The following is a 23,651-nucleotide window of genomic DNA, read 5'->3' as shown; positions in this document are numbered from 1 at the left end:
TCTCCTCCTTATTTTCTACGTCTTGCGAAAATCTTTATTGGTGTGCCTTCAAATCCAAAGGCTTCTCTAATTCTGTTTTCCAAAAACCGTTCGTAAGAGAAGTGCATCAATTCCGGGTCGTTTACAAATACAACAAAACTGGGCGGTTTGACAGCGACCTGAGTCGCATACAAAATCTTCAATCGCTGTCCTTTCACAGTCGGAGTAGGATTCATTGCCAGAGCATCCATGATGACATCATTTAATACATTGGTCTCCACACGTTTGGCATGATTTTCACTGGCTTCAAGAACGCGAGGAAGCAAAGTATGAATTCGTTTTTTTGTTTTTGCAGACAAGAATACGATCGGTGCATAGTCGAGAAATTGGAAATGGGCTCTGATTTGATCTTCAAATTCTTTCATCGCCTTTTCACTTTTCTCTACGGTGTCCCACTTGTTGACGACGATGACGACGGCTTTTCCAGCTTCATGCGCATATCCGGCTATTTTTTTATCCTGTTCGATGATGCCTGTTTCCGCATCGATTAAAGTTAACACAACATCCGAACGTTCAATTGCCTTTAAAGCCCGTAAGATACTGTATTTCTCAGTAGTCTCGTAAATTTTCCCGCGTTTTCGCATTCCTGCAGTGTCGATGATTACGTAATCCCTGCCATCCTTAGTAAACGGGGTATCGACAGCATCCCGTGTGGTGCCAGCTATATCACTGACAATAACACGCTCTTGGTTGAGCAGTGCATTCACCAAGGAGGACTTGCCGACATTCGGGCGGCCAATAAGACTGAAGTGGATAGTTAAATCATCTTCATCCGCCTGTTCAAGCTCTGGGAAGTGTTTTACGACTTCATCCAGCAAATCTCCTAAACCCAAACCATGTGTTCCGGAAATTGGGAAGGGTTCACCGAATCCAAGCGAATAAAATTCATAAATCTGATCGCGCATTTCCGGGTTATCTACTTTATTAACTGCCAGTACGACAGGTTTATTCGATTTAAACAACAACTTGGCCACTTCCTCATCGGCCGCTGTCATTCCTTCTCGACCGTTCACCATAAAGATGATCACGTCAGCTTCATTGATGGCCACTTCTGCCTGCTCGCGCATTTGTACAAGCAGTGGTTCATCACCGATTTCGATTCCTCCGGTATCAATCAGGTTAAAGTTGGTGGTCAGCCACTCTGCCTGCGAATAAATACGATCTCTGGTTACTCCGGGTATATCTTCGACTATGGAAATTCTTTCACCGACCAACCGGTTGAAAATGGTTGATTTTCCGACATTCGGACGGCCGACTATTGCTACAATTGATTTCCTCATGAAAGGTTCATCCTTTCTTTCTACTATTACTTCTATCATTCCATGTAAAACCGAAGGCTCTAACTTTTCTATTTTAGCAAATGAGGAATTTTTAAACAACGCTTTTTGATACGGCATGGCCTTAAGCCAATTCCCAGTATGTAAAAAAGCTGTATATCAATGTTTGACAATGATATACAACTGATCACTGAGTGCATGACTTATCCCGTCCAGTATCGCTTCTAAATTAGCGGCCACTTTTTCCATCTCTTCCTGTGTATCACACAAAAAGATAGGGGCTCCGCCGTCAATTTTTTCTTTGTTAAGGGTGATGACCGCTAATATCGCCTTTTCCATTTTCATCCTTTATCTTCCCCCTTTTTATTTGCTTTTGATTCAGAGGGCATGCGGATTGCATTTTCCAAGACCGGAACTGCACCGATTATTCGTTTTGCCTTGTCGATATCCTTATCCTGAGGCAAAATGAAAACACCAATACGGCCATCATCCAAATCCCGCTTGATCAAAGGAACCAGTGCTGGTGTGCCGGAATCCCGAAAGACCCCCAGAGAAACAGAGGCATCATGAAGAATGGCTTGCCGCTGTCCCAGATTGGCTATCGTCGAACGGACATTGAAATTTTTTGGAGTGAGGATAAATCCCATTCCATATTTCATAATTTCTTCCTGCCGCTTTGGTAGCCCAATATTCATAATATAAATATTATCGACATACAGACCAGCACCTTCGAAGTGAAGTTCATGATGCGCGATGTCGACCAGTTCTTTTAAAGTGGCTCCGCTCATGAATTTTCTAATGATGAGATAGCAGACAAGCGAGGCAATGATGGCAAACCAGATATTCCATACTAAATAAGTTAGCGTTGCAATAAAGGATGTGAAAATGACCAAATAGTTTCTACCTTCAAATGCCACAGCTATTCCTTCTATGTATGTATTTCCCCTGGGAACCAGTTCGTAAGCATCTAATTCAGTCAACGTATTCCGCTCCATATTTCGAACTTCCCTGAACTGGGATGCAGCAATAGTCAGAAAAGTGACGGCCGTGAATTCTTTCTCCATTATGGCAGGTACTGCTACTGTACCAAGCGAAGCCGCAATGAATCCTAACGAAATGTGGATGACCTTACCATGCAAGTAGGTCGGGTATTGCCGGTAATCTGTTCGTAACATGACAAGCCTGGCAATCGTTCCGATCACTACTCCAAATAAAATCGGGTAGGTATATTCATTCATGATTCCACCTCATTTTAAGCTTTCGTTCAATGGTTTGTGCAACTACGTCTATCTTTTGTTTCGTAGCTACAGTTAGTCTGAGTAGAATGATAAAAGCTATACCTACAAACAACAAATCAAAAAATGATCGTTCTCCGATTGTAAGTTGAAAACCATAACTAGTCATTATCAACCCATGAAGAATTTCACCACTGGTGATGCCGAGGGACCAAACCATGCACCTCTCGATCAGAGTTTCTCCCAAGAATAAAAGCAAGACAAGTCCTATAAGCGGGATCATTAACAAACGGGGAACAAATAGCCAAATCGGACTGATCAATTCCCAAAGAAGAATACCGACATAACAAAAAGTCATGCACAAGCTTCCAAACAATAACCAAATCCAATCCTTTTTCCTTGCAAGATAAAGAACTCCAGAGAGGAAAGAAACAACTAGTGCAAGATTCAACTGACATTCCCATATAGTTATCCTTGTATTTGAACAGCTTAAAAGCAAAAGAACCACAAAAGAAAGATAAAATCTAGTGGTATTCTTTTTAAGTAAAAAAGTAGCGACTATCCATAACAACCAGCAAATCCAATAAAACAACAGACCTTCCACGGGCTTCACCTTCCATTAGCATTATAGCTTTCCGAACGTGTTTTTAAACCCCTCAATTTATCGCTTCTAAAAGAAAAATGTAAGGCGTCTTCTTACCCTCTTAATGCTTAAATTTCTGCATAGAGAGTTGCTTTAATGCTTAGGTGAAAGATAAGTACGGGAGCCAGACAGTCTGATAAACACAAAACAAAAGCCGAACGAGTTCGAATGGATATCGAATTATCGTCCGGCTTTGATTTTTAAGCTTCTATTATTTTGTCCAAGTGACTTTACTTCGCTCTTTGATCAAACCATTCTTTTAAATAACCAGTTACGACATATGGCTTGCCCGCCAATTGTCTCGGCTCTCTGCATTCCAATAGCATCATGATGATTTTCAATTCCTGGTGGACGGAGGCAATGCGATTCAACAACGAATCCATCCCCTCCTCCATTAGCACTTTTAACAGGCTACCGGCCATGCCGAACGCTTCAGCTCCAAGTATCAAAGATTTAGCCCCATCCACACCGTTGCGGATACCTCCTGAAGCTAGTAAATGAGCTTCAGGTAAGACTTCTCTGATCTCTTTGACCGATGCTAGTGTTGGAATGCCCCAATTATCAAAAGCGGATAAGGGGTCTTTCCTTCGACGATTCTCCACCTTTGAAAAATTGGTTCCTCCCAATCCTGCCGCATCTAAAAATTGAACCCCTAATTCTTGCAAGTGCTTGGCAGTCTCTTTTGATAAACCGTGCCCTACCTCTTTTACAATAACTGGAACAGGGATACTTTGAACAATTGCCTCAATTCTTCTATCCATCTGACGAAAATCCCGGTCACCTTCTGGCATAATCAGTTCCTGCAAAACATTCAAATGGATCTGTAATGCATCCGCTTCCACCATATCCACGGCTCGCTGAGCCTGTTCTACTGATGACTCACTTCCTATGTTTGCAAAAATAATACCCTTTGGGTTCTCTTTCCGGACAATACGGTAAGAAGGCTCTTCTGTAGGATCTTTCAAAGCCGACATTTGAGAACCGACAGACATGCCAATACCTGTTTGTGCTGCAGCAGCTGCTAACTGGGCATTAATTTTTTCCGTTTTGCTGCCACCTCCACCAGTCATCGCATTAACAAAAAGGGGCGAACTTAAAGCAAGTCCGCCCACTTTTGTATGGAGAACGATATCTTCCCACCGGAGAGAAGTAACACTTTGATGGACAATCTCCATATCATCAAAAGGGCTCCAGCCCTCTTGATTAGATTCTATCGCATATTTAATATGCTCTAATTTTCTTTGTTGTCTGGACATCCATATTCACCATCACTTATACTTGTCGAGCTTATCTCCGATCATATCGCCTAATTGAAAGCCAGAGTGATCTTCCTCTTTTTCATACTGCTTAAGTTCAGCTTGATCCTGTTCTCGCTCCAATTCTTTGATACTTAAGGACATGCGTTGATCCTGTTCGTTCACATCGAGAACTTTCACTTGTACTTCTTGCCCTACATCGAGTACTTCCTGTGGAGTCCCGATATGCTGGTTAGAAATTTGAGAAATATGGACAAGTCCTTCTACCCCCGGGAATACTTCGACGAATGCGCCAAAGTTCACCAGGCGCTTAACAGTTCCTGTAACTACAGAACCTGGCTGTACCTTCTCTTCAACTCCATCCCAAGGTCCCGGCAATGTTTCTTTTAACGATAAAGAGATACGCTCATTGTCCCTGTCGACAGAAAGTACTTTCACGTTGATTTTTTGTCCTTCCTCTACGACATCGGACGCTTTTTCCACATGTTGATAAGATAATTGAGAAATATGGACAAGCCCATCAATACCGCCGATATCAACGAACACACCAAAGTCAGTCAGTCGCTGAACCGTGCCATCCAGTACTTGCCCTTCTTCAAGAGACTGAAGAATTTCCTGTTTCCGGTTGGCTTGTTCTGCTTCGGAAACAGCTCGGTGGGAAAGGATTACCCTGTTTTGCTCTCGATCCAGCTCTACCACTTTTAAGCTTAATGGTTTATTTTTGTAATCAGAAAAATCTTCTACATAGTGCGTTTCTACAAGAGAGGCCGGGATAAAACCACGCAGTCCCACATCGACTACTAAGCCGCCCTTAACCACATCTTTCACTTCTGCTTCGAATACTTCTCCGCTGTTAAATTTTTCTTCTAGGTCTTCCCATGCTTTATCAGCATCGACTGCGCGTTTGGAAAGTACGACTTCATCGTCTTCTACTTTTTTCACTTGAAGTGTCAGCTCATCACCTTCATTCACTACATCGGAAGCTGTTTCCACATGCAGACTGGAGAGCTCACTGATAGGTACAATCCCTTCCACTTTATAACCGATGTCAACGAGCACTTGTTTTTCTTCTACTTTAACTACCTTTCCTGTCACCTGATCACCGGTAGATAGCTGTTGTAAATCTGAAAATTCATTGTTCATTTCATCCATAAAGAGACCTCCTTCAATTTCCGACACAACCAATCTTATGAAATGCCTTTTTTCTAACTTCTAATATTTACCCATTTTTGTCAAGCGATAGGCAGGGAACGTTCATCGATTTTCATCGATCAGTTTTTGAATTTCCTGCATGATCACTTGGGTAACATCCTTTGCTGATACTTTATTTTCCCGATATTGTTCCATTTCAATCGGTTTTCCGTAAACAACTTTTAATTGTTTGAACGGTTTGTAGGGTCCGATTATGGCACAGGGCACGATATATGCCTGCGAACGGAGGGCGAAAAACCCGGCGCCTGCCAAGCCTTTCCCGACTTCGCCGGTCTTGTTCCTCGTTCCTTCAGGAAAAAGGCCGAGGGTATTCCCTTCTTCCAGTATGTTCAAAGCCTGACGTAAAGCATTCCGGTCTTTCATACCCCGCTTGATCGGGAATGCATGCAGCCTGGTCAACAATCCTCTTAAAAAGGTATTATTGAATAACTCCTCTTTAGCCATAAAGTAAATATCACGCGGTGCCGTAATCCCAACCACTGGTGGATCAAAATTAGAAATATGATTAGAACAAATGATAACCGGGCCATTGTCGGGAACATTTTCCGTACCAACTACTTTAATGCGGTATACGGGGTATAGTATAGCAGCTACGACATTCTTAGCAAAAGTATATAAGCTCATATCCCAAATCCCCTCTAACTTTTTCTTGCACTTTTCACTACTTCCAAGATCCGGTCCGCCACACCTTGGATAGAAAGCGAAGTAGTATCAATTTCCACGGCATCCTCCGCTTTGATCAATGGAGATGCTTCACGCTCTGAATCAAGTTGATCTCTTTTTTCGATTTCTCTCTTTAGTTCCTCCAGGTCGGAAGCAAACCCTTTTTCCCGATTTTCTTTGTGCCGTCTTTCCGCTCTCTCTTGTACAGAAGCCACTAAAAATATTTTCACTTCCGCATCGGGAAGTACGTGGGTGCCGATGTCTCTTCCATCCATCACTACTCCGCGTTTGGCTGCGAGTGCTTTCTGCCTTGCAACCATTTCATTCCGTACAGCCGGGTGCTTCGCCACGACAGAAACTTGGCCGGTCACCTGCTGTCCCCTTATTTCATGGGTGACGTTTTCGCCATTTACAAGAACGCTTTGACCATTGCTTGATTGCTGTAAATCAATCGTTGTTTGTTGCAACAGCTTTAACAGGGCATCTTCATCTTCCAGATCAGTGTCTTTCTGGAGTGCCTTATAAGTAAGTGCTCGATACATTGCACCTGTATCAATATATATATAAGATAGTTCCTCAGCAATTAATTTAGCAACCGTACTTTTCCCTGCTGCTGCCGGCCCGTCGATCGCTATGGCTAGTTGATTTTGTTCCATATGTTTCTACATTCCTCTCTTGCTATGAAATATGTAATGTGCGGGAATAACAATGAACGCTCGTTGATCCATTTAATTTCGTATTCCCTTTCTTGTGTCCAGTCCCCGTCTTCTCGCTTCAAGCTGTTTCTCGAAACAATATCGAATAATTGACTGGCGATTTTGTTCCTCTATTTCTTCAAATTTAACAGATAGGAGCGGCCGTTGTCCTTCCGGCCGGTCATGGGTACGAATAGTTTCTGCTTCTACCTTAACATAAGAAATTTCCGATGAATTCATTGGTAAGACGATCAATAATTCTAACCGTTTTCCCGGAAGGATCTCTCGTCCAGGCGGAAGTACAAGTGACAGTCCGCCTCCACTTATATTTTGCGTGATCGTCGTAAATGGACGCATTTCCTTTTCTACATCGTGGACAGAAACATCTACAGCTGTCTCAATACGCACATATTCCCTACGTTGAACCTTCTTCAACTGACCTGCTCCTGGATAGTTTAACACAAGTGTTGGGATTTTTAATTTTTTCTTATCTTTTAATTCCGTTTCAAAACTGTAAACCGTATGATCCTCTCCGACAAAACTTGCCGTAAAGCTGGTTCCTCGTTCAAAAAGGTTCGTTCTTCCGGAAACTTGATGAACCGGATAATCCACGAATAAATAACTCCCTTGTTGCTCTACTACTTTACATCGATAACGCTCTACTTGATGATCCTTCTCTATCTCTAATGTGAGCGGTGTGCCGATTTTTATCAAAGGTTCCGCCTCTCTCTATCTTTTATTTAGTCCTTTTTATTATCTCAAAAAACAAGAAAAAGGGAAAGGAGTAAAATCCCTTCCCTAAACTGCATCATCGAATTTTGCTTCTGCATCTTGTAATTTTTCCACTTTTTCTTCCGCACCGTTTAGAGCATTGATAAAGATTCGGTACGTATCATTTCCCAGTACACCTAAAAATTCATGGGTAAGTACTTCTTCACCCGAATCGTTTTCCATGACCGCTAATCTATTTTCCTGTATCTTCACATTTTGGTTAACCTTATCCTTTGCCTCCTCCACTGTCAGCTCAGGCTCCGGCAGATCGCGCTCCTGGTGGTTCATGTAATAATCGCGAGACGTAAAGCCAAGAATATCCCCATTATCCAGCGCCACTTTCACTTGAACTGAGTCAGGGTACATACGTACATCCCCCTGCGTATACAAGAAATTGTAAACTCCGACATTGTTGTATTGACTGCTTTGGAAGAGTTCCATGTCTTCCATCTCAAGGCTTTTTAAATAATCCTCTGCTTTTTGCATGCCTTCATTGAGACTAATCCCAGAATCTTTTACTTCCCTATTGATGATCAACGATAACGGATGGCCTCCTTTTACTGACATGTCCATATAACCATCTCTGCCATCTTTGTGGAAGGAAGCACTATAGGTTGCTACTTTCGCACCATCCCCTGACTTGGTTATCTTGATGTCCGAAACATTTTCTACCTCAAACAACTTTTGTGCTTTTTTCAAAGCTTGTTTCTCATTGATGTTTTCTCCGGTTAGGAACTGGTATTCGTGTTTCTTGTTCGAAGTCCCGGTCATGCTGATACCTAGATTTCCCTCTGAATACCCTTCTACGGTTTTTTCCACCGTTTCAAATCCATCAATGATAGTATTGTCTGCTTGTTTATCATTGGTGGCCAGTGCCAGCTGCACATCCATCCAACGCAAGTTATTCTCCAGAACAAGATGTTGAACCTTGCGCAGTTCGTCTCTTATTTCCCCGGATGTTTCATAGAGTGATTCCAGGTTATTCACTTCTCCGTCAGTCAATGGATCCTTTTCCAAGTCTCTGATGGCTGTATTATAACTGAAATCCCCAATATCAGATAAGAACTCTTCTGTTTTGTTGAATGGAAGCAATGCCAACGGAAGCTGTCCCACATCATTATGAGCCTCGGATGTAAGCCGCCATATGTCTGCCAATTGCGGAGATAAGCGCTCCTTTGTATTCATCGCAAGTGTTGTACCAATTTGATCATGCAGCAAGTCCATATGATAGGACAAATCATGGAACGAGCGCTGGTACGTATTTTCCGCCTGAACAAGAATAGCGTTTTTCTCCTGATGTTCCTGATAGCCCCAAATCCCTGTCGCTCCTACTGCCACAGCCAGTACTGCGACCAAAATCCATCTTATCATTTTCCGCGCCACCTTCCTTACATACAAAATATGTGCTTGCCGATTTGTTTAATTTGCGGTCTTGACCAAATCCAGTCTGATGTAGCTGTATTCGGGTTAAAATAATAAGTGGCCTCGCCGGTTGGATCCCAGCCGTTTATCGCATCGAGCACAGCCTGTTCGGCAGATTCATTCGGTGTCAGCCAAATTTGCCCATCTGCCACAGCTGTAAAAGCCCGCGGCTCAAATATTACTCCTGATACAGTATTCGGAAATGTAGGACTTTCAACCCGATTGAGAATGACTGCTGCTACAGCAACTTTTCCTTCATACGGTTCTCCTCTAGCTTCTCCATGTACGGCATTGGCCATTAAACGAATATCATTTTGCGAAAAGCCTCCCGGTACATTGACAGCTGTCGGCTCAGCAGGTGTACCTCCCCCCTCTTGCTGATTTTCTCCTCCCTGATTTTCTTTATTTCCAGCCTGCTGGTTATCACCCTGTTTCACTTGTTGTTCTTTTGGCGTACCACCATAATGGGTGAACTTTTTCCCTTTTCTGATTTGTTCCTGAACAAACCCCTTATCATACTCGCTCGCTTTTTCAAGTTTCTGTTTTGTTTTCGATCCAGCCATTCCGTCTATGTCTAATCCAAATTCATACTGAAAATTACGGAGCGCCCAATACGTACCCCAACCGAAAACGCCATCAATCTTCCCATTATAAAAACCTAAATATTGTAATCTTGCTTGTAACTCAATAACATCTTCCCCCGATGCACCATGCTGGATGACTTGCGGGCTGAAGGCCTCTACAGGTCGAAGTCCATCCGCAGCTGGCATTCCAGCCATCAAGAGTACCGCAAAAAACAAGAGAATAACTGTTCTTTTGAACCGCATACCATTTCCTCCTAAGAGTATCAAAGTCTTCGTTGTTGGCTTATTTTTTGAAAGCATGCTATTTTTATACATGGGAAGCAGGAGAATAAAATTCGGTTATTCAATTGATGAGGATTTTCAGTACTCGTCGCAAAATCTTGGGTAGTTTAATTGCTCGGGCTAAACAGCCTCTCATCAGCATGATCTTACTTGCATTGTAAGTAACATCGAGCAACATCCATCCGCTCCTTCATAGACGCCGCAGGAGTCGCCAATAAAAAAAGCTACCCGTGCCTAAGCATGGATAGCTTTAATTCGTTTATTGAATTTGTGACTTTTTTTCAGCCAAGATGACAACTTTTTTAAATTCTTGCTGGTTGGCTAATTTGACTTTTCGTAGAGCAAACATCCACAAAAGAACCATAAAAGGCGTCATGACATAAATCCAGGAGGGTACCGTTTCTAAGATGAAGTCATAAAAACCATGAAGGGTTACCGGAATCAACAACGCTGAAACCTGTGATTTTTTTACGTTTTTCGTCAAAAACTTTGCCTTCCCTAGATAATAGCCCATTATTACACCGAACAAGGCATGCGATGATACTGGAAAAATCGCTCTGCTAAATGCATATTCTACACCATGGGCAAGTAAATAAAGCAGATTCTCCACTGTCGCAAAGCCAAGGCTGATGGCGACACCATATATAATCCCATCGTAAAGGGAATCAAAATCAGTATATTTATATACCGTATAAAGAAAGATAAACCATTTAAAAAACTCTTCCATTAGTCCGGTTAGTAAAAAAGATCGAATCAACGGCGTCTGACCGATTCCTTCTTCCATAAAAGCATACTGGATGAACATGATAGGAAACACCAAAAGAGCTCCGTACAAAAACGTCCGGAACACTGTAGTCAGAGGCTCTGAATCGAATCGGTCTTTTAAATAAAAAAATGACATGAGCGCCAGTGTCGGTGCAATCCCGGCAGAGAGGACAGCAAACATATCGACACCCTCTTTCAATCTAATATCATTCATCGTATCATGAAGTTGAAACAAATAAAATAGTCCTAGTAAAAGTAGGTGAAAAACTTGAAAAAAATTCTTATTATCCATACGGGTGGTACTATTTCCATGCAAGAAGACAAAAGAAGCGGCACCGTTTCGACATCTAGCGAGCACCCATTATCAAACTCAGCATCGTTGTTTAATCATGATGCACATATTGAAGAAGATTTTTTATTCAACTTACCGTCTCCTCATATTACACCTGCGCATATGCTCGAACTAGGCAGGCGGATTCATGACAAGCTTGCCGCCGGAAATTTTGACGGAGTCGTGGTGACGCACGGAACCGACACATTGGAGGAAACAGCTTACTTTCTCGATTTATTTTTACAAACCAGAAAACCGATTGTTGTCACAGGGGCCATGCGCTCCAGCAACGAAATCGGTTCAGATGGATTATATAATTTAATCAGTTCCGTCCGGGTTGCCAACACAGATGAGGCCCAGGATAAAGGTGTACTAGTTGTGATGAACGATGAAATCCATACAGCAAAAAATGTCACCAAAACATCTACAAGCAATGTAGCAACGTTTCAGAGTCCTCAGTACGGGCCAATCGGAATCATTACAAAGCAGGAAATTTTATTCCACCAAAAGCTTATCTCCTATGAATCCTATCCGATCCAGCAGTTGACCAAAAATGTTGCATTAGTAAAAGCTTACGCCGGGATGGAAGGCAGTCTTATCAGAGCCATTCACAGCACAGGGATTTCCGGCATGATCATCGAAGCGCTCGGCCAAGGCAATGTTCCAAAAGACATCCTCCCCGCCCTTCAAGAAATACTGGATGACGATATACCGATCATTCTTGTTTCCAGATGCTATCAGGGGATTGTTCAGGCAACATATATGTATGATGGAGGCGGCAGACAATTACGAGATATGGGAATCATCTTCGCAAACGGGCTTACCGGACCAAAGGCCAGGATCAAATTGATGGTAGCATTGGAACTAACAAATAATTTGACAGAACTTGCCCCGATGTTTGAATGATTTACCGAATTGGAAGACAGAAAAAAACTATTGTATTGTTATAAAAATAAAAACAGCTATCACTCTTTACTATAAGAATGGTAGCTGTTTTATATTAAGATTATTTATTTTTCCTTTTAAGAAAAATGAAACGTCTCTTCAAAACTCCCCTTCCAAAAACCACACAGAAAACTTCTAACCGTAACCTATTATCTCCCTGAAGCTTTTTATCACTAATGTTTAGCGGTTATAGCTTCGGCAATCAATCCGCCATGATATCGCCCGTTCTCTATAAAAATCTTGTTATTGTTGAATCCAGCTGCAATCACACCAGCAATATAAATATCAGAGACATTCGTTTCCATCGTCTCTTCATCATATTCGGGTTCTCCCGTTTCCTTATTGATCTCAATTCCCATTTCCTGAAGGAATTGATTATCCGGCTGGTAGCCAGTCATGGCAAACACATAGTCATTATCAATTACTCTTTGCTTACCGTCCACCTGATAGTGTATTTCATTTTCGGTAATACGATTGATTTCTGCATTAAATTCCATATTGACGATTTCTTTTCGAACAAGGGACGCAAACTCAGGTAAAATCCATGGTTTAATACTTGGCGAATATTCACTGCCCCGATATAACACGGTTATATTCGCTCCCGCTTTATGTAGCTCCAGAGCAGCATCGACAGCTGAGTTTTTCCCTCCGATAATGGCGACATTCTGGCCAAAGAAAGGATGAGCCTCTTTAAAATAATGCATTACTTTCGGAAGTTCTTCTCCCGGAATACCCATATATCGTGGCTGGTCATAATAGCCTGTTGCAACGACTACGTGGTCTGCCTGGTAAAATCGTTCTTCCCCCTTGGCAGTTCGTGTACGTAGTTGAAATCCCTTTTCCTGTTTAGTCACTTTTACTACCCGCTCAAAACTATTTATCCGGAGCTGACTTCGCTCTGCAACGGTGCGATAATATGCCATTGCCTGGTTCCGCACTGGTTTTTTCTTTTCCGTAATGAACGGGATCTCACCAATTTCCAACCGATCGCTGGAACTGAAAAATGTTTGATGGGTGGGATAGTGATAAATGGAATTCACAACATTCCCTTTTTCAATCAGTAATGGTTTCACTCCGCGTTTTTGCAATTCCAAAGCGGCAGACATACCACACGGTCCCGCTCCAATAATGATCGTATTCTCTTCTTGCATCTCTTCCACTCCTTTTTGCCAAACCAAAAGACTGCTCAGAAGCAGTCTTCATCTCTTTAACCTGGACAGAGATGGAAAACAGAAACGGTACTTATCAAACTTACACTGATAAGTACCGCGTACCATTAAATCCAACCTCTGAACCTTGCTGCTTCAGCCATTTTTCTGACTCCGACCATATATGCAGCCAGACGCATGTCTATTTTTCTGGTTTCAGCCGTGTTATAGACATTGTTAAAGCCCTTCACCATGACTTTATACAATTTCTCTTCAATTTCTTCTTCCGTCCAGTAGTAGCCCTGATTATTCTGTACCCATTCAAAATAAGAAACGGTGACACCACCAGCAGAAGCCAAGACATCTGGGACCAGCAGAATACCACGCTCAGATAAAATCCTTGTCGCTTCCAGTGTGGTCGGTCCGTTGGCTGCTTCTACTATAATAGAAGCATTGATCTTATCGGCATTTTCCTCGGTTATTTGGTTTTCTACTGCGGCAGGCACTAAGATATCGCAATCCAGTTCCAATAGTTCTTCGTTACTAATCGTGTCCTCGAATAGTTTGGTCACCGTACCGAAACTGTCTCTTCTATCTAGTAAATAATCGATATCCAAGCCGTCTGGATCATGTAGTCCTCCGTATGCATCAGAGATCCCGACGATTTTCGCTCCCTGATCGTTCAAAAACTTCGCTAAAAAGCTTCCTGCATTCCCAAAGCCCTGAATGACCACTTTTGAATCTTTTACAGATATGCCTTTTTTCTTGACCGCTTCATCAATACAAATAGTTACGCCTTTGGCTGTGGCGGATTCACGCCCGTGTGAACCACCAAGAACTATAGGTTTACCTGTAATAAAACCAGGATTATTGAATTCGTCTATTCGACTGTATTCATCCATCATCCATGCCATGATTTGCGGATTTGTAAACACATCCGGCGCCGGGATATCCTTTGTCGGGCCAACTATTTGGCTGATCGCCCGCACATATCCACGGCTGAGCCCTTCCAGCTCACGGAAAGACATTTCCCGCGGATCACAAACAATACCGCCTTTTCCACCGCCATAAGGCAAATCGACAATGCCCGCTTTCAGACTCATCCATATCGATAGTGCCTTTACTTCTTTTTCTGTTACATTCGGGTGAAACCTTACCCCGCCTTTTGTTGGTCCTACTGCATCATTATGCTGTGCTCGGTATCCTGTAAATATCTTGATGGAATCATCATCCATTCGTACAGGTATCCGGACAGTCATCATCCTCACCGGTTCTTTTAGTAAATCAAAGACTTCTTCTGGATAGCCCAATTTATCGAGTGCTGTTTGTACTACCGTTTGGGTTGATTTCAATACGTCCAGTTTGTCTTCCTTTTGTTCATTTGGAGAATCTGATGCTTTATCGGCTACCATGAACTTACCTCCCAATCGTATTCAGTTCATCATTTTAAAGTTTTAGCAATTTCTTTCAGACAATAGTATACACGCTAGATAGCAATATGCAATACGTTATCGGCATTTGATAAATAAATAATTTCTATTGCTTGTTTTTCAATGAAAGGGTCACAAACTGTTCGACCATTTGTTCATAGGACCAGCCGACTACTTTTGCTGCATCCGGAAACAAGCTGGTCGGTGTCATCCCGGGTAATGTATTTACTTCTAAAACTACCGGTTCACCTGTCTCGGTAACGATAAAATCAACTCTTGAATATACATCACACCCCAAAAGTTGATGGGCGCGGACAGCGTACGTTTGCAATTGTCCGGTTAACGAGTCACTAATCCGTGCCGGGATGATATGTTCACTTCCCCCGGGCTTATACTTAGAATCAAAGTCATAATAATCGTTCTTAGGAATAATTTCAATAACCGGCAATGCTTGTTCTTCCCCTTGTGAACCGATCACTGCGACAGTGAATTCTCGACCGGATATAAATTCCTCCACCAGCAGCATATCGTCACTATGCACAGCATTTTTCACCGCTTCGGGCAGCTGTTCAGCCTTTTTGACTATCGTTAAGCCAAGTGTTGAACCTTCTTGATTCGGTTTCACTACGTACGGAGGAGTGAATTTGCCCTGTACCAAATCAATGATTTCCTGTTGAGTATGTCTCTTAACAGGTATGGCTATACCCTTGGCAACCGGCAATTGATTCTTTTCAAAAATTTGCTTGGCCTTTGCCTTATCCATCGCTAATGCAGAAGCCAAGACTCCTGACCCTACATAGGGGATATCCAGTATATCCAGCAGCCCTTGTATTTTTCCATCCTCTCCGAATTTTCCGTGAAGCCCAATAAAAACCAAGTCAACGTTAAGCTTCAACAATTCGTCAAGTCGTTCTGGATGGAAATCGATACCTGTCACCTCATGTCCGTTTTCCTTCAATGCTTGGATGATTCCCTTTCCTGTTGAGAGGGAAACTTCCCTCTCACCGGATGTTCCTCCGTAAAGGACCGCTATTTTCAATCCATTCACTCCCTAAGCCAAAACTCTGTTATCCTTCTTGTTTTCTGTTTCTTCATTTATTTTACTACGTACATATAGTAACATGTTCCCATTACATCATCTACAAAAACGAACAAGAAAAGCGCAATTCGACTTGAACAACCCCGAAGTAAAGAGTCATTGATTGCAAGCTTAAGGTAAGGAAAGTACCTCATTAAAGGATTCCTTCATTCCTCAACGTTTGACCAGCCCCTTTTGTAAAAGGAATACCTGCAGTTTTAGCCATAAAAAAAGGAGTTGGTGTATAATCGACCAACTCCTTTTTCCTACTATTTCATTGTAGAAAATACTTATTCACTTGTCCAGTAGCATTCTGTGAGAAGATCTGTTTTCCATACTCTTTCAATTTATGGGATGTAACGATGCTTGGAGAAGAAAATTCCGACATGATGGCAATCACATGCTCACGATTTTGTCCATCTACTTCTTCATCATCAAACTGCATATAATAAAAACCATCCATATGGTATACTGTTCCTCCGTTTATTCCCAAGTCGGCAAAATGTGCACAAACCTGAATTATATTTTCAAAATCAGTAAATGCAAAAATGAGTTCCCTGCTTTCATCCAGGGTAACCTTCATTTCTACATAATCTTCTTCGTCTTCCTCATCATCTATCCAATGGTTATTCTGTGTTACAATCACCAGCATCCCTTGTGCCTGCATAAGATGAACCTGGACAAGCAGCATTCCTTCCAACTCAATTCCCAGCTCGTCGCTGGCTTCATACATCATATCATGGAACAGTTGATGGACTCTTGGTAAATCATGCCATAAGTCTTCCTTTGTCAGACCTCTTTCAATCAAGTCGTCGAAAGTTAGGAAAATCTTAAATTGGTTGGTCGATAATCGTTCTAAACGCATTCACTTATCCCCCCTTGAATGCCTCATCTAATTGTATATTATATGAGGATATCGGATTAATGGTACCTAGACAGTAACACAGATTTAGCCAGCAGAAAACTGTTTAACATCCTTTTAGTGTTACAATATGGCATTCGGCAGTTGTTCCCAGCCTGAATGGCAAACTGGTATAACCGTAGCCTTCGCTAATCAGAACAGGTGTGTCATGGATCGTTTTAATCCCTCCGCGTGTATATGGCCCAATACCAAAGATACGTATTTGTCCCCCATGCGTATGCCCGCTTAAAACTAGATCAATCATACCTGCTATGCTCTCCCCCATTTCCTCAAACACACTCGGACGATGGCTTAGTAGCAGCACAGGCATGTCTTCATCCGGCTTTTCCAACAGCTCGACAATGGGAGAACTGTTATCCGGATCATCGAATCCGATAAGATACAGTGGTTGACCAGTGGGCAATTCCACCATTTCTGATTCATTTTTGAGGCAGGTGACACTTTCAGCTTCTAACAGTTCTTCCAGCTTCCTGTAATTCAATTCATAATCATTGTTTCCCCAGACAAAATAAATCGGTGCTTCGAGTTTATGGAGCAAGCGAATATTTTCTTTGATTCTGCTTAGAGGTACATTGCGTTCTGCCAGATCGCCACCGATAACGACCAGGTCAATCCGCTCTTCAATCGCCGAGATACTGGATCCCTGTATAATTCGACGGTGGATGTCGGAGATGAAAAATACCCGGATTGTTTCGTCATTCTTCCTTAACGATACAGGAATATGATGGTGTCGAATATAATCATGGTGGGCCAGGTAAGTCATTCTTCCGAACAAAAGCAACCCGCTAATACAAACAACTCCAAAGATAATAGCAACCAATCAGTTTCTCCTTTTCCCGTTGTTAAACGTCGACGAAAATTTTATACTTCCTTGATATCCAATACGCGGAATCCAGATTTTTCTAACTTACTTGACAATTTATCAATGTTGTCGTTTTTTTCCACCTTCAAAACAATCCTTCTCGCCAATTTATCGGTCTCATCAAAGGTAGTTACTGAAATAACATTTGCATGGTTTTGTTTGATAATATCGGCCAGGCGGGATAAACGGCCCGTCGATTCTTCAGAAGTAAATGCAATTCTTACACCAGGTTTTTTCATCCCAAAAACACTTTCAAACTGCTCAATCATATCAAACCTGGTGACGATACCGAGAAATTGCTTTTCTGGCCCGACCACTGCCAAAATGGGATAACCTTTAAAAGTCGTTAACGTTTTTTCGAAAACGGCTTGCTCATCAATATATAAATCACCATGTGAAGCTATGTCTCCGACAAGCGTACTACTCAGGAATTCATCTCGCGGTTGGCCGCTCTGAAAATAAGCCTGGTATATATCCTGTTTCGAAATCATTCCTTTAAAGTTGCCGTTTTCCACTACTGGCATGGCTTCAATATCCTTGGTTTCCAACTGATTTATAGTAGCCTTTAGTGTATCCTTTTCTTTGGCTATAATACACTGGTAGCTTGGTTTTAAAATGCTTTTCACAAACAACTGAATCAGCCTCCTTTTGAAGATACTATATATTTATTTCTACATTCGCTATTCCATTCCCTGCATAATTATTTCTTAACATGAATCAAGTAGAATGAGACAAACAGTTATATTCATACACTGTATCATTACTTTCGCCCTTTAGAAAGGAGTAAGTCATGTTCAGCCAACGAAAATTTTATACACCTTATACGAGTCCCACTGATCCATGCCCGCCTATTGAAGTAAAAAGCTATGAGACGCCTCCGCAGTTATACCTCGGTTTCCAGCCTCCATGTCTTCCTCAGTATGCCTCGGCAAAAGAAGCATTGCACCGAGGTACATTGTGGCCGGCTTTATACAGTCCGTATGAATCTCCATATAAAAGGGGGGATACAGGTGAATGAACCGCTGACAAATGCCTATTACGAACTGTTGGAAGAAATCCAAGCGGTCGACTTTGTATTATGTGAATTGACTTTGTATCTAGACACCCATCCCTGGGACAATGAAGCTGTCCAGCAATTCAACCACCATGCCCACCAGAGCCGGCAGTTGAAGAAACAATATGAAAAACAATATGGACCATTATTTCAATATGGTATGAGTTACTCGGGTTATCCTTGGAATTGGAAAGAAGCTCCTTGGCCCTGGCAAGTCTGAACATAAGGGCAGATAGCATAACAGCGCTGCCCTTCTTTTCTCTGAACACCTACTATCTACACAACAAGAAAGGAAGATGTTCATGTGGTATTATGAAAAGAAACTCCAATACCCTGTACGTGTCCGGGAATGCAATCCTCGTTTAGCAAAGTTCTTAATTGAACAGTATGGAGGTGCAGATGGAGAATTGGCAGCAGCACTTCGCTATTTAAATCAACGCTATTCCATTCCCGATAAAGTTATCGGACTGCTTACCGATATCGGAACCGAAGAATTTGCTCATTTAGAAATGATCGCAACGATGGTCTATAAATTAACAAAAGATGCCACACCTGAACAAATGAAGGAAGCTGGTTTGGGGGCGCATTACGTCAACCATGACAATGCCCTATTTTACGAGAATGCTTCCGGTACCCCTTGGACTGCATCCTACATACAAGCAAAAGGAGACCCGATTGCCGATATATATGAAGATATTGCTGCAGAAGAAAAAGCGAGAGCGACTTATCAATGGATCATCAACATGTCTGATGATCCGGAATTGAACGATGGACTGAAGTATCTGCGGGAACGGGAAGTCGTCCATTCCCAACGTTTCCGGGAAGCTGCTGAAATACTAAAAGAAGAAAGAGGAAAGAAAGTTTTCTTTTAATAACCTTTTCACCTGTACACTAAACACCATTGTTAACCGGCATTATGGTTGGATATAACGAAAGCCGATCGATAACAGCATGGGAAGTATGTAAAATACCTCTTTATGGATTCTCTTGACGATGCAATTTTATAAATTTGTTTTTTTTAAAAAAGAATAACCGAACGAGTTCGAAGATTGAGGATTTCGAATTATCGTTCGGTTTTACTTGGCCACTTTGTCGTTTTCCAGAGCCAATTCATTTTCCATTCGTTATTACCCTGACCTGCTCCCAGCCCGGCAGAATGTTGTCCATTCCCTGTTTGCCATCCAAATCGAACAGCTGGTTGCCACCCCAAATCTGAAACGATACAATTACAGCAATAATAAGAAGAAAAAGAATAACAAGCAACCGGATCAGCGACAGGCTCACTTTCCACTTCACTTTTGTTTTTTTGTTCTGATGGACTTCCTTGCGAGGTGGAAGATTCAAAACATTTACTTCCTCCTGTTCCGCACTGTAAGTCGTTTCTGTTTCCTCGTCCAATTCACCCACCATGCTCCGGAGCTGCCTGGCCTGATCCTTGTTGCTTCCCTCTGTCATTCTTCCTTCCCCCTCTCATGATGCTGCCATTCCTGAGTAAAATTCCTAGTATAAAATCTACGACAAAATGTGCTGCAATAGTAACTAATAAATTTCCAGTCAGTTCGTATAACCATCCAAAATAAAAACTGATCAGCACAATCGATAACAATAAATATGGCTTTGTTAAATACCTGACATGAACAAGTGCAAAAATGATACTGGCAGTCAGGTAACCTAATTCTGTTTGCAGAACTCCTCGGAAAAGAGCCTCTTCCGAAACCGCCACAATCAATGCAATTAGAAGGATTTCGGCTATACTGCTATTAGTGAAAATCTTCTTGTTTAGCCCACCGTCATCAAAAGCCTGCTCCGGCAGCCATTTCATTAACATAACATCTATCATTACGATGATCAGACCAGGAATTATTCCATAAAAAAGGAAGTCACCCTCATTCCATGAAACTAATGCCAGCCAATAATGAATGGAAGGAAATAACCACAAGCTCAATCCACAAGCAAGTAATAAAAAAAGCAACTGTGAAAGGTATAATTGTGTCTTCAATTGGCTGCTGGTAAGCTGTTTCACAGCCTCAACCTGACTTAATCTTTTCATCTCTGTCCCCTTGAAGCATTATCTGTTTAAATGCCTGTTTCCAATTAAAAGATTCCAACTGACTTGTAACTTTCGTGACCGGTGACCATTCTGAAAATTTAAAATCACACTTATCACAGCAACGATAAGTCGGCTGCTTGATTGTATCCTGAAACGGAGCAAACAACGCTTTCCTTCTGCATTCACTTTGTTCTGCCCACCAAAGCAATTCATTTACCTTGGAAAGTTTATATCTAGTTCTTCTAGCAGCTACACGACTGATCTTTTTCTCTATGTTTTCCCATTCTAAGGAAGAAACAATCTGATTATTATCCATCATACCATGATATTCAAAATGATAGCGCATGAATCTCCATTTTGTTTCACTAATTTGCAAACTTTCCAGGAGTATGTCTAGTTCAGGTAAATGATAAACTCCTTGCTGTATTTTTGATTTTATATAATGGATGACTCGATGGATTTCTTTACTGTCAGGTAACTCAGACTGGATTAACTTTCTTGGAAGTAAGTCATCGTTCGGTGACAAAAGGACAAGACTGATACTTGACAAACCGTCCCTTCCCGCTCTGCCGACCTCCTGGATGAACGACTCAACTTGCGGTGGTAAATGAAAATGAATAACCAACCTGATATTTTGTTTATTGATTCCCATTCCAAAAGCGCTGGTGCAGCATATGACGTCAAGCTGATCATTCATAAATTGCTGCTGAATCAATATACGGTCAGATTGTTCCATTCCACCATGATAGAAAGCAATATTCATATTTGGCAATGCTGCAGATAGTTCAGCCGCAGCTTTCTCTGTCCAGTTCCGACTTGAAAAGTAAACCATTGTCGGTACCGGATGGGCTTTTAATACACTTGAAATCCGCTTCATTTTCTCAGAAGGGTCTTCTAGTTTATCTACTTGAAAAGCGATGTTTTCCCTGTCCATTGGATATACATGTCTTACCATTGCGGGTTTACGTAACTGAAAGGAAATATCCTTCTGCACTTCCGGTGTCGCTGTAGCGCTCAAGGCGAGTACCGGAGGGTGTTTTAAGGCTTCTATCGTTTGATGCAATTTTAAATAATCCGGACGGAACTCATGCCCCCATTGCGAAATGCAATGTGCTTCATCCACCACAAATAAGGAGATGTTTAGTTCACACAGCTTTTTGACAAACCCTTTTTTTTGCAGCATTTCTGGTGAGGCATATATCAATTTATAAGCTGATAAATTCTGATAAGCCTTTTGCTTTTTTTGCAAACTCAAAAAACTGTTGAATGCAATGACATCTTTATACCCGGCAGCTGCCAACTGCTTTTCTTGATCCATCATCAAAGAAATCAACGGTGAAATAACCAGCACTGCACCAGGCATCATCCTGGCAGGAAGCTGATAACATACCGATTTTCCCGATCCCGTCGGCAAAATACCAAGCACATCTTTCCCAAGAAGGACATCTTCGATAATTTCCCGTTGCCCCTCCCGGAAAGTTTGGTGGCCAAAATAATTTTCTAATGCACTTTTCAAATTATCGGTCATTGTTCCACTCCTTTTTGCCATCCCGCCCGGTAGACTGCCATTACGAGACGTATTTGCAAGTAACTGTAACGGTCATCTAACGCCTGCTTAATGTCCTTTAATTTCCTGGATTCCAACCGCTCAATTTGTTTGCCTATTTCGCTGACGGCTTCCGAGGATACATAATCGCTCAAAGGAAAACGAGGATTGGCATAAGCGATTTCAATCAGGTGATCATGGACAGTACTTTCTTTTAATTTTCTTATCCTGCATATCTCTTCGACATTTCTTCCCTGTTTAAGCAGGTCGTTCGTTTTACGTGCCGAATCAGTCAGAAATACCTCTTTTACGAGTCCTCTTGCAAAAAAAGAGAGGGTTGGAGTGGGTGTGCTGTCATAAATCACATAATTTAGCAGCCGGTGTAAAATCAGCTGGTATAATACTAAAAAATCATACTTATCTAAGTCATATAACGCTGCTAGTTGTACTTTGCTCATGCCAAAATGGGAATAGCCGCTTAATCTTTTTACAAATATTTCGGCATGCTGCTCGGGCAATCTATTCAAGAAAACAAGCATTTCATCATACAACTGGTCCAGAGGCTCTTGTAGTCGGCGGCGGTACACCGCATAGTAATTTTTCATCCAACGCAAGACTTCCTGATTATCGCTAACAGGTATGAATCGATGATTGCCGCGTTCAATATTTGCTGCAGTTTGAATAAATAGGGAGAGTCTTTCATAGAAAAGATCCGATGCTCGGTCATAAACGAGACCGTTATAATGCTGCAATAGTTTCTTGGACTCACTATCTTTCAAAAAATCCATACCCTTTTGAGTAACAACCGCTTTATCCCCTATTTGAAGTAAGAAACCCTTACTCACCAACTTTTCAATTTCTTTATCAAACACTTGTTTTTCCATTCCCTTTGCAATTCCGAAATAGCCAGTCAAATGGTATAAATGGGCATCCTGCAGTGTTTGAGAAGATCGCTTGCCGACCAGCAAGTGATAAACCGCTGCACTGGTGCGCTCCTGTTTTAGCTTTTTAAGACTGTCTAATATGATTTCCGTTAGCATCGCGATATTCCCTTTCTATTACTTTAGCTTAACATTTGCCGAGAAATCCAAACCGTTTTACAATAGAAGATAGTGATTTGGTGGTTTTGCAGAGAGCAAAGCCTTAGGAGGAACTCTATCATGGCGAAGTTTACATTAGTTGATCCGGAAACCTGTATCGCTTGTGGGGCTTGCGGAGCAGCCGCCCCGGACATATTTGACTATGATGATGAAGGGATTGCTTTTTCTCGACTGGATAATAACCAGGGGATCACACCTGTTTCCTTCCAACTTAAAGATGACCTGGAAGACGCCTGCGAAGGCTGCCCTACTGAGTCTATCAAGATAGCAGAACAGCCGTTCGAAGGAGATCCGGATAAATTTCTATAAAATCCCCAAAAAGAGATGCTTTCATAGCCATC

Annotated in this window: 27 protein-coding genes; 5 read left to right on the top strand and 22 right to left on the bottom strand. The window is 41.9% G+C overall.

The features are described 5' to 3' along the window. Positions 1–8: 8 nt before the first annotated feature. From der to prsW, 12 genes are all read right to left on the bottom strand, one after another. Positions 9–1,319: a ribosome biogenesis GTPase Der gene (der, locus tag BLR82_RS00780; RefSeq protein ID WP_074598210.1), complete on the bottom strand. Its 1,311-nt coding sequence runs from the start codon at positions 1,317–1,319 to the stop codon at positions 9–11. 156 nt (positions 1,320–1,475) lie between these two features. Then, complete coding sequence (locus tag BLR82_RS00775) at positions 1,476–1,661, bottom strand: capping complex subunit for YIEGIA (RefSeq protein WP_026570113.1); 186 nt, start codon at positions 1,659–1,661, stop codon at positions 1,476–1,478. Then, positions 1,658–2,554, bottom strand: coding sequence for a YIEGIA family protein (locus BLR82_RS00770; RefSeq protein ID WP_074597124.1), 897 nt, complete (start codon positions 2,552–2,554; stop codon positions 1,658–1,660). Before BLR82_RS00770 ends, BLR82_RS00775 begins: the two co-directional genes overlap by 4 nt. Continuing rightward, positions 2,547–3,155 carry a YphA family membrane protein gene (locus tag BLR82_RS21580; protein ID WP_074597123.1) on the bottom strand — a complete coding sequence of 203 codons (609 nt, stop codon included), beginning with the start codon at positions 3,153–3,155 and terminating at the stop codon, positions 2,547–2,549. Before BLR82_RS21580 ends, BLR82_RS00770 begins: the two co-directional genes overlap by 8 nt. A gap of 269 nt (positions 3,156–3,424) precedes the next feature. Next, positions 3,425–4,450 carry a type 2 isopentenyl-diphosphate Delta-isomerase gene (fni, locus tag BLR82_RS00760; protein ID WP_074597122.1) on the bottom strand — a complete coding sequence of 342 codons (1,026 nt, stop codon included), beginning with the start codon at positions 4,448–4,450 and terminating at the stop codon, positions 3,425–3,427. 12 nt (positions 4,451–4,462) lie between these two features. Further along, the gene (gene rpsA, locus BLR82_RS00755) at positions 4,463–5,602 is read right to left on the bottom strand and encodes a 30S ribosomal protein S1 (protein WP_074597121.1); all 1,140 of its coding nucleotides are present in this window, start codon (positions 5,600–5,602) and stop codon (positions 4,463–4,465) included. A 102-nt stretch (positions 5,603–5,704) separates the two neighbouring features. Continuing rightward, positions 5,705–6,286: a lysophospholipid acyltransferase family protein gene (locus BLR82_RS00750; RefSeq protein ID WP_074597120.1), complete on the bottom strand. Its 582-nt coding sequence runs from the start codon at positions 6,284–6,286 to the stop codon at positions 5,705–5,707. Between the two features lie 14 nt (positions 6,287–6,300). Beyond that, positions 6,301–6,981: a (d)CMP kinase gene (cmk, locus tag BLR82_RS00745; protein ID WP_074597119.1), complete on the bottom strand. Its 681-nt coding sequence runs from the start codon at positions 6,979–6,981 to the stop codon at positions 6,301–6,303. Between the two features lie 72 nt (positions 6,982–7,053). Then, entirely contained in the window at positions 7,054–7,734 is a 681-nt protein-coding gene (locus BLR82_RS00740; protein WP_074597118.1) for a flagellar brake protein, read from the bottom strand. An 84-nt stretch (positions 7,735–7,818) separates the two neighbouring features. Further along, positions 7,819–9,162 (bottom strand): germination protein YpeB, encoded by a 1,344-nt coding sequence (gene ypeB, locus BLR82_RS00735; protein WP_074597117.1) that lies wholly within the window; start codon positions 9,160–9,162, stop codon positions 7,819–7,821. Between the two features lie 17 nt (positions 9,163–9,179). Beyond that, positions 9,180–10,040: a spore cortex-lytic enzyme gene (sleB, locus tag BLR82_RS00730; protein WP_074597116.1), complete on the bottom strand. Its 861-nt coding sequence runs from the start codon at positions 10,038–10,040 to the stop codon at positions 9,180–9,182. A 298-nt stretch (positions 10,041–10,338) separates the two neighbouring features. Further along, positions 10,339–11,025, bottom strand: a complete 687-nt coding sequence (gene prsW / locus BLR82_RS00725; RefSeq protein WP_074597115.1) for a glutamic-type intramembrane protease PrsW — start codon at positions 11,023–11,025, stop codon at positions 10,339–10,341. Positions 11,026–11,112: 87 nt separating this feature from the next. On the opposite strand from prsW, the gene BLR82_RS00720 reads away from it, so the two are divergent. Continuing rightward, positions 11,113–12,081 (top strand): asparaginase, encoded by a 969-nt coding sequence (locus tag BLR82_RS00720; protein ID WP_074597114.1) that lies wholly within the window; start codon positions 11,113–11,115, stop codon positions 12,079–12,081. A 212-nt stretch (positions 12,082–12,293) separates the two neighbouring features. Here BLR82_RS00720 and BLR82_RS00715 read toward each other — a convergent pair whose 3' ends face one another. From BLR82_RS00715 to BLR82_RS00690, 6 genes are all read right to left on the bottom strand, one after another. Continuing rightward, a complete protein-coding gene (locus BLR82_RS00715) occupies positions 12,294–13,271 on the bottom strand; it encodes a YpdA family putative bacillithiol disulfide reductase (RefSeq protein ID WP_074597113.1) in 978 nt (325 codons plus the stop codon). 125 nt (positions 13,272–13,396) lie between these two features. Next, positions 13,397–14,680 carry a Glu/Leu/Phe/Val family dehydrogenase gene (locus tag BLR82_RS00710; protein WP_074597112.1) on the bottom strand — a complete coding sequence of 428 codons (1,284 nt, stop codon included), beginning with the start codon at positions 14,678–14,680 and terminating at the stop codon, positions 13,397–13,399. A 124-nt stretch (positions 14,681–14,804) separates the two neighbouring features. Beyond that, positions 14,805–15,737, bottom strand: a complete 933-nt coding sequence (locus tag BLR82_RS00705) for a D-alanine--D-alanine ligase family protein (RefSeq protein ID WP_074597111.1) — start codon at positions 15,735–15,737, stop codon at positions 14,805–14,807. A 313-nt stretch (positions 15,738–16,050) separates the two neighbouring features. Then, positions 16,051–16,641, bottom strand: a complete 591-nt coding sequence (locus tag BLR82_RS00700; protein ID WP_074597110.1) for a genetic competence negative regulator — start codon at positions 16,639–16,641, stop codon at positions 16,051–16,053. Positions 16,642–16,744: 103 nt separating this feature from the next. Continuing rightward, positions 16,745–17,518 (bottom strand): metallophosphoesterase, encoded by a 774-nt coding sequence (locus tag BLR82_RS00695; protein ID WP_074597109.1) that lies wholly within the window; start codon positions 17,516–17,518, stop codon positions 16,745–16,747. 41 nt (positions 17,519–17,559) lie between these two features. Then, positions 17,560–18,186, bottom strand: coding sequence for a CBS domain-containing protein (locus tag BLR82_RS00690; protein ID WP_245693661.1), 627 nt, complete (start codon positions 18,184–18,186; stop codon positions 17,560–17,562). A 164-nt stretch (positions 18,187–18,350) separates the two neighbouring features. Between BLR82_RS00690 and BLR82_RS00685 the strand changes: the two genes are divergently transcribed. The 3 genes from BLR82_RS00685 to BLR82_RS00675 all read left to right on the top strand — a co-directional run bounded on the left by BLR82_RS00685 (position 18,351) and on the right by BLR82_RS00675 (position 19,486). Continuing rightward, entirely contained in the window at positions 18,351–18,578 is a 228-nt protein-coding gene (locus tag BLR82_RS00685) for a spore coat associated protein CotJA (RefSeq protein WP_074597107.1), read from the top strand. Next, a complete protein-coding gene (locus tag BLR82_RS00680; RefSeq protein WP_425440882.1) occupies positions 18,571–18,834 on the top strand; it encodes a spore coat protein CotJB in 264 nt (87 codons plus the stop codon). Before BLR82_RS00685 ends, BLR82_RS00680 begins: the two co-directional genes overlap by 8 nt. Positions 18,835–18,916: 82 nt before the next feature. Beyond that, positions 18,917–19,486, top strand: coding sequence for a manganese catalase family protein (locus BLR82_RS00675; protein ID WP_074597105.1), 570 nt, complete (start codon positions 18,917–18,919; stop codon positions 19,484–19,486). 238 nt (positions 19,487–19,724) lie between these two features. On the opposite strand, the gene BLR82_RS00670 is transcribed toward BLR82_RS00675, so the two are convergent. From BLR82_RS00670 to BLR82_RS00655, 4 genes are read right to left on the bottom strand one after another with little or no spacing between them, the layout of a single operon-like run. Continuing rightward, a complete protein-coding gene (locus BLR82_RS00670) occupies positions 19,725–20,069 on the bottom strand; it encodes a hypothetical protein (RefSeq protein ID WP_139186865.1) in 345 nt (114 codons plus the stop codon). Beyond that, positions 20,014–20,664, bottom strand: a complete 651-nt coding sequence (locus BLR82_RS00665) for a CPBP family intramembrane glutamic endopeptidase (protein ID WP_074597103.1) — start codon at positions 20,662–20,664, stop codon at positions 20,014–20,016. The genes BLR82_RS00670 and BLR82_RS00665 overlap by 56 nt, the downstream gene beginning before the upstream one ends. Beyond that, complete coding sequence (locus tag BLR82_RS00660) at positions 20,642–22,192, bottom strand: RecQ family ATP-dependent DNA helicase (RefSeq protein WP_074597102.1); 1,551 nt, start codon at positions 22,190–22,192, stop codon at positions 20,642–20,644. The genes BLR82_RS00665 and BLR82_RS00660 overlap by 23 nt, the downstream gene beginning before the upstream one ends. Further along, positions 22,189–23,250: a YpbB family protein gene (locus BLR82_RS00655; RefSeq protein WP_074597101.1), complete on the bottom strand. Its 1,062-nt coding sequence runs from the start codon at positions 23,248–23,250 to the stop codon at positions 22,189–22,191. Before BLR82_RS00655 ends, BLR82_RS00660 begins: the two co-directional genes overlap by 4 nt. A 120-nt stretch (positions 23,251–23,370) precedes the next feature. Between BLR82_RS00655 and BLR82_RS00650 the strand changes: the two genes are divergently transcribed. Then, on the top strand, positions 23,371–23,619 hold the full coding sequence (locus BLR82_RS00650) for a ferredoxin (RefSeq protein ID WP_074597100.1): 249 nt from the start codon (positions 23,371–23,373) through the stop codon (positions 23,617–23,619). Positions 23,620–23,651 lie beyond the last annotated feature (32 nt).

Origin of the sequence: Sediminibacillus halophilus, from assembly GCF_900103695.1 — a bacterium.
Classification (GTDB): domain Bacteria; phylum Bacillota; class Bacilli; order Bacillales; family Amphibacillaceae; genus Sediminibacillus; species Sediminibacillus halophilus.
Note: the sequence above shows the minus strand (reverse complement) of the source record. Positions and strands in the feature narration are given on the sequence as shown.

What these genes read in the sequence shown, in the direction of transcription:
- der (WP_074598210.1), bottom strand. Translation starts at nt 1,319, where the DNA reads ATGAGGAAATCAATTGTAGCAATAGTCGGCCGTCCGAATGTCGGAAAA.
- BLR82_RS00775 (WP_026570113.1), bottom strand. Translation starts at nt 1,661, where the DNA reads ATGAAAATGGAAAAGGCGATATTAGCGGTCATCACCCTTAACAAAGAA.
- BLR82_RS00770 (WP_074597124.1), bottom strand. Translation starts at nt 2,554, where the DNA reads ATGAATGAATATACCTACCCGATTTTATTTGGAGTAGTGATCGGAACG.
- fni (WP_074597122.1), bottom strand. Translation starts at nt 4,450, where the DNA reads ATGTCCAGACAACAAAGAAAATTAGAGCATATTAAATATGCGATAGAA.
- rpsA (WP_074597121.1), bottom strand. Translation starts at nt 5,602, where the DNA reads ATGGATGAAATGAACAATGAATTTTCAGATTTACAACAGCTATCTACC.
- BLR82_RS00750 (WP_074597120.1), bottom strand. Translation starts at nt 6,286, where the DNA reads ATGAGCTTATATACTTTTGCTAAGAATGTCGTAGCTGCTATACTATAC.
- cmk (WP_074597119.1), bottom strand. Translation starts at nt 6,981, where the DNA reads ATGGAACAAAATCAACTAGCCATAGCGATCGACGGGCCGGCAGCAGCA.
- ypeB (WP_074597117.1), bottom strand. Translation starts at nt 9,162, where the DNA reads ATGATAAGATGGATTTTGGTCGCAGTACTGGCTGTGGCAGTAGGAGCG.
- sleB (WP_074597116.1), bottom strand. Translation starts at nt 10,040, where the DNA reads ATGCGGTTCAAAAGAACAGTTATTCTCTTGTTTTTTGCGGTACTCTTG.
- prsW (WP_074597115.1), bottom strand. Translation starts at nt 11,025, where the DNA reads ATGTTTGCTGTCCTCTCTGCCGGGATTGCACCGACACTGGCGCTCATG.
- BLR82_RS00715 (WP_074597113.1), bottom strand. Translation starts at nt 13,271, where the DNA reads ATGCAAGAAGAGAATACGATCATTATTGGAGCGGGACCGTGTGGTATG.
- BLR82_RS00710 (WP_074597112.1), bottom strand. Translation starts at nt 14,680, where the DNA reads ATGGTAGCCGATAAAGCATCAGATTCTCCAAATGAACAAAAGGAAGAC.
- BLR82_RS00700 (WP_074597110.1), bottom strand. Translation starts at nt 16,641, where the DNA reads ATGCGTTTAGAACGATTATCGACCAACCAATTTAAGATTTTCCTAACT.
- BLR82_RS00685 (WP_074597107.1), top strand. Translation starts at nt 18,351, where the DNA reads ATGTTCAGCCAACGAAAATTTTATACACCTTATACGAGTCCCACTGAT.
- BLR82_RS00675 (WP_074597105.1), top strand. Translation starts at nt 18,917, where the DNA reads ATGTGGTATTATGAAAAGAAACTCCAATACCCTGTACGTGTCCGGGAA.
- BLR82_RS00670 (WP_139186865.1), bottom strand. Translation starts at nt 20,069, where the DNA reads ATGACAGAGGGAAGCAACAAGGATCAGGCCAGGCAGCTCCGGAGCATG.
- BLR82_RS00665 (WP_074597103.1), bottom strand. Translation starts at nt 20,664, where the DNA reads ATGAAAAGATTAAGTCAGGTTGAGGCTGTGAAACAGCTTACCAGCAGC.
- BLR82_RS00660 (WP_074597102.1), bottom strand. Translation starts at nt 22,192, where the DNA reads ATGACCGATAATTTGAAAAGTGCATTAGAAAATTATTTTGGCCACCAA.
- BLR82_RS00655 (WP_074597101.1), bottom strand. Translation starts at nt 23,250, where the DNA reads ATGCTAACGGAAATCATATTAGACAGTCTTAAAAAGCTAAAACAGGAG.
- BLR82_RS00650 (WP_074597100.1), top strand. Translation starts at nt 23,371, where the DNA reads ATGGCGAAGTTTACATTAGTTGATCCGGAAACCTGTATCGCTTGTGGG.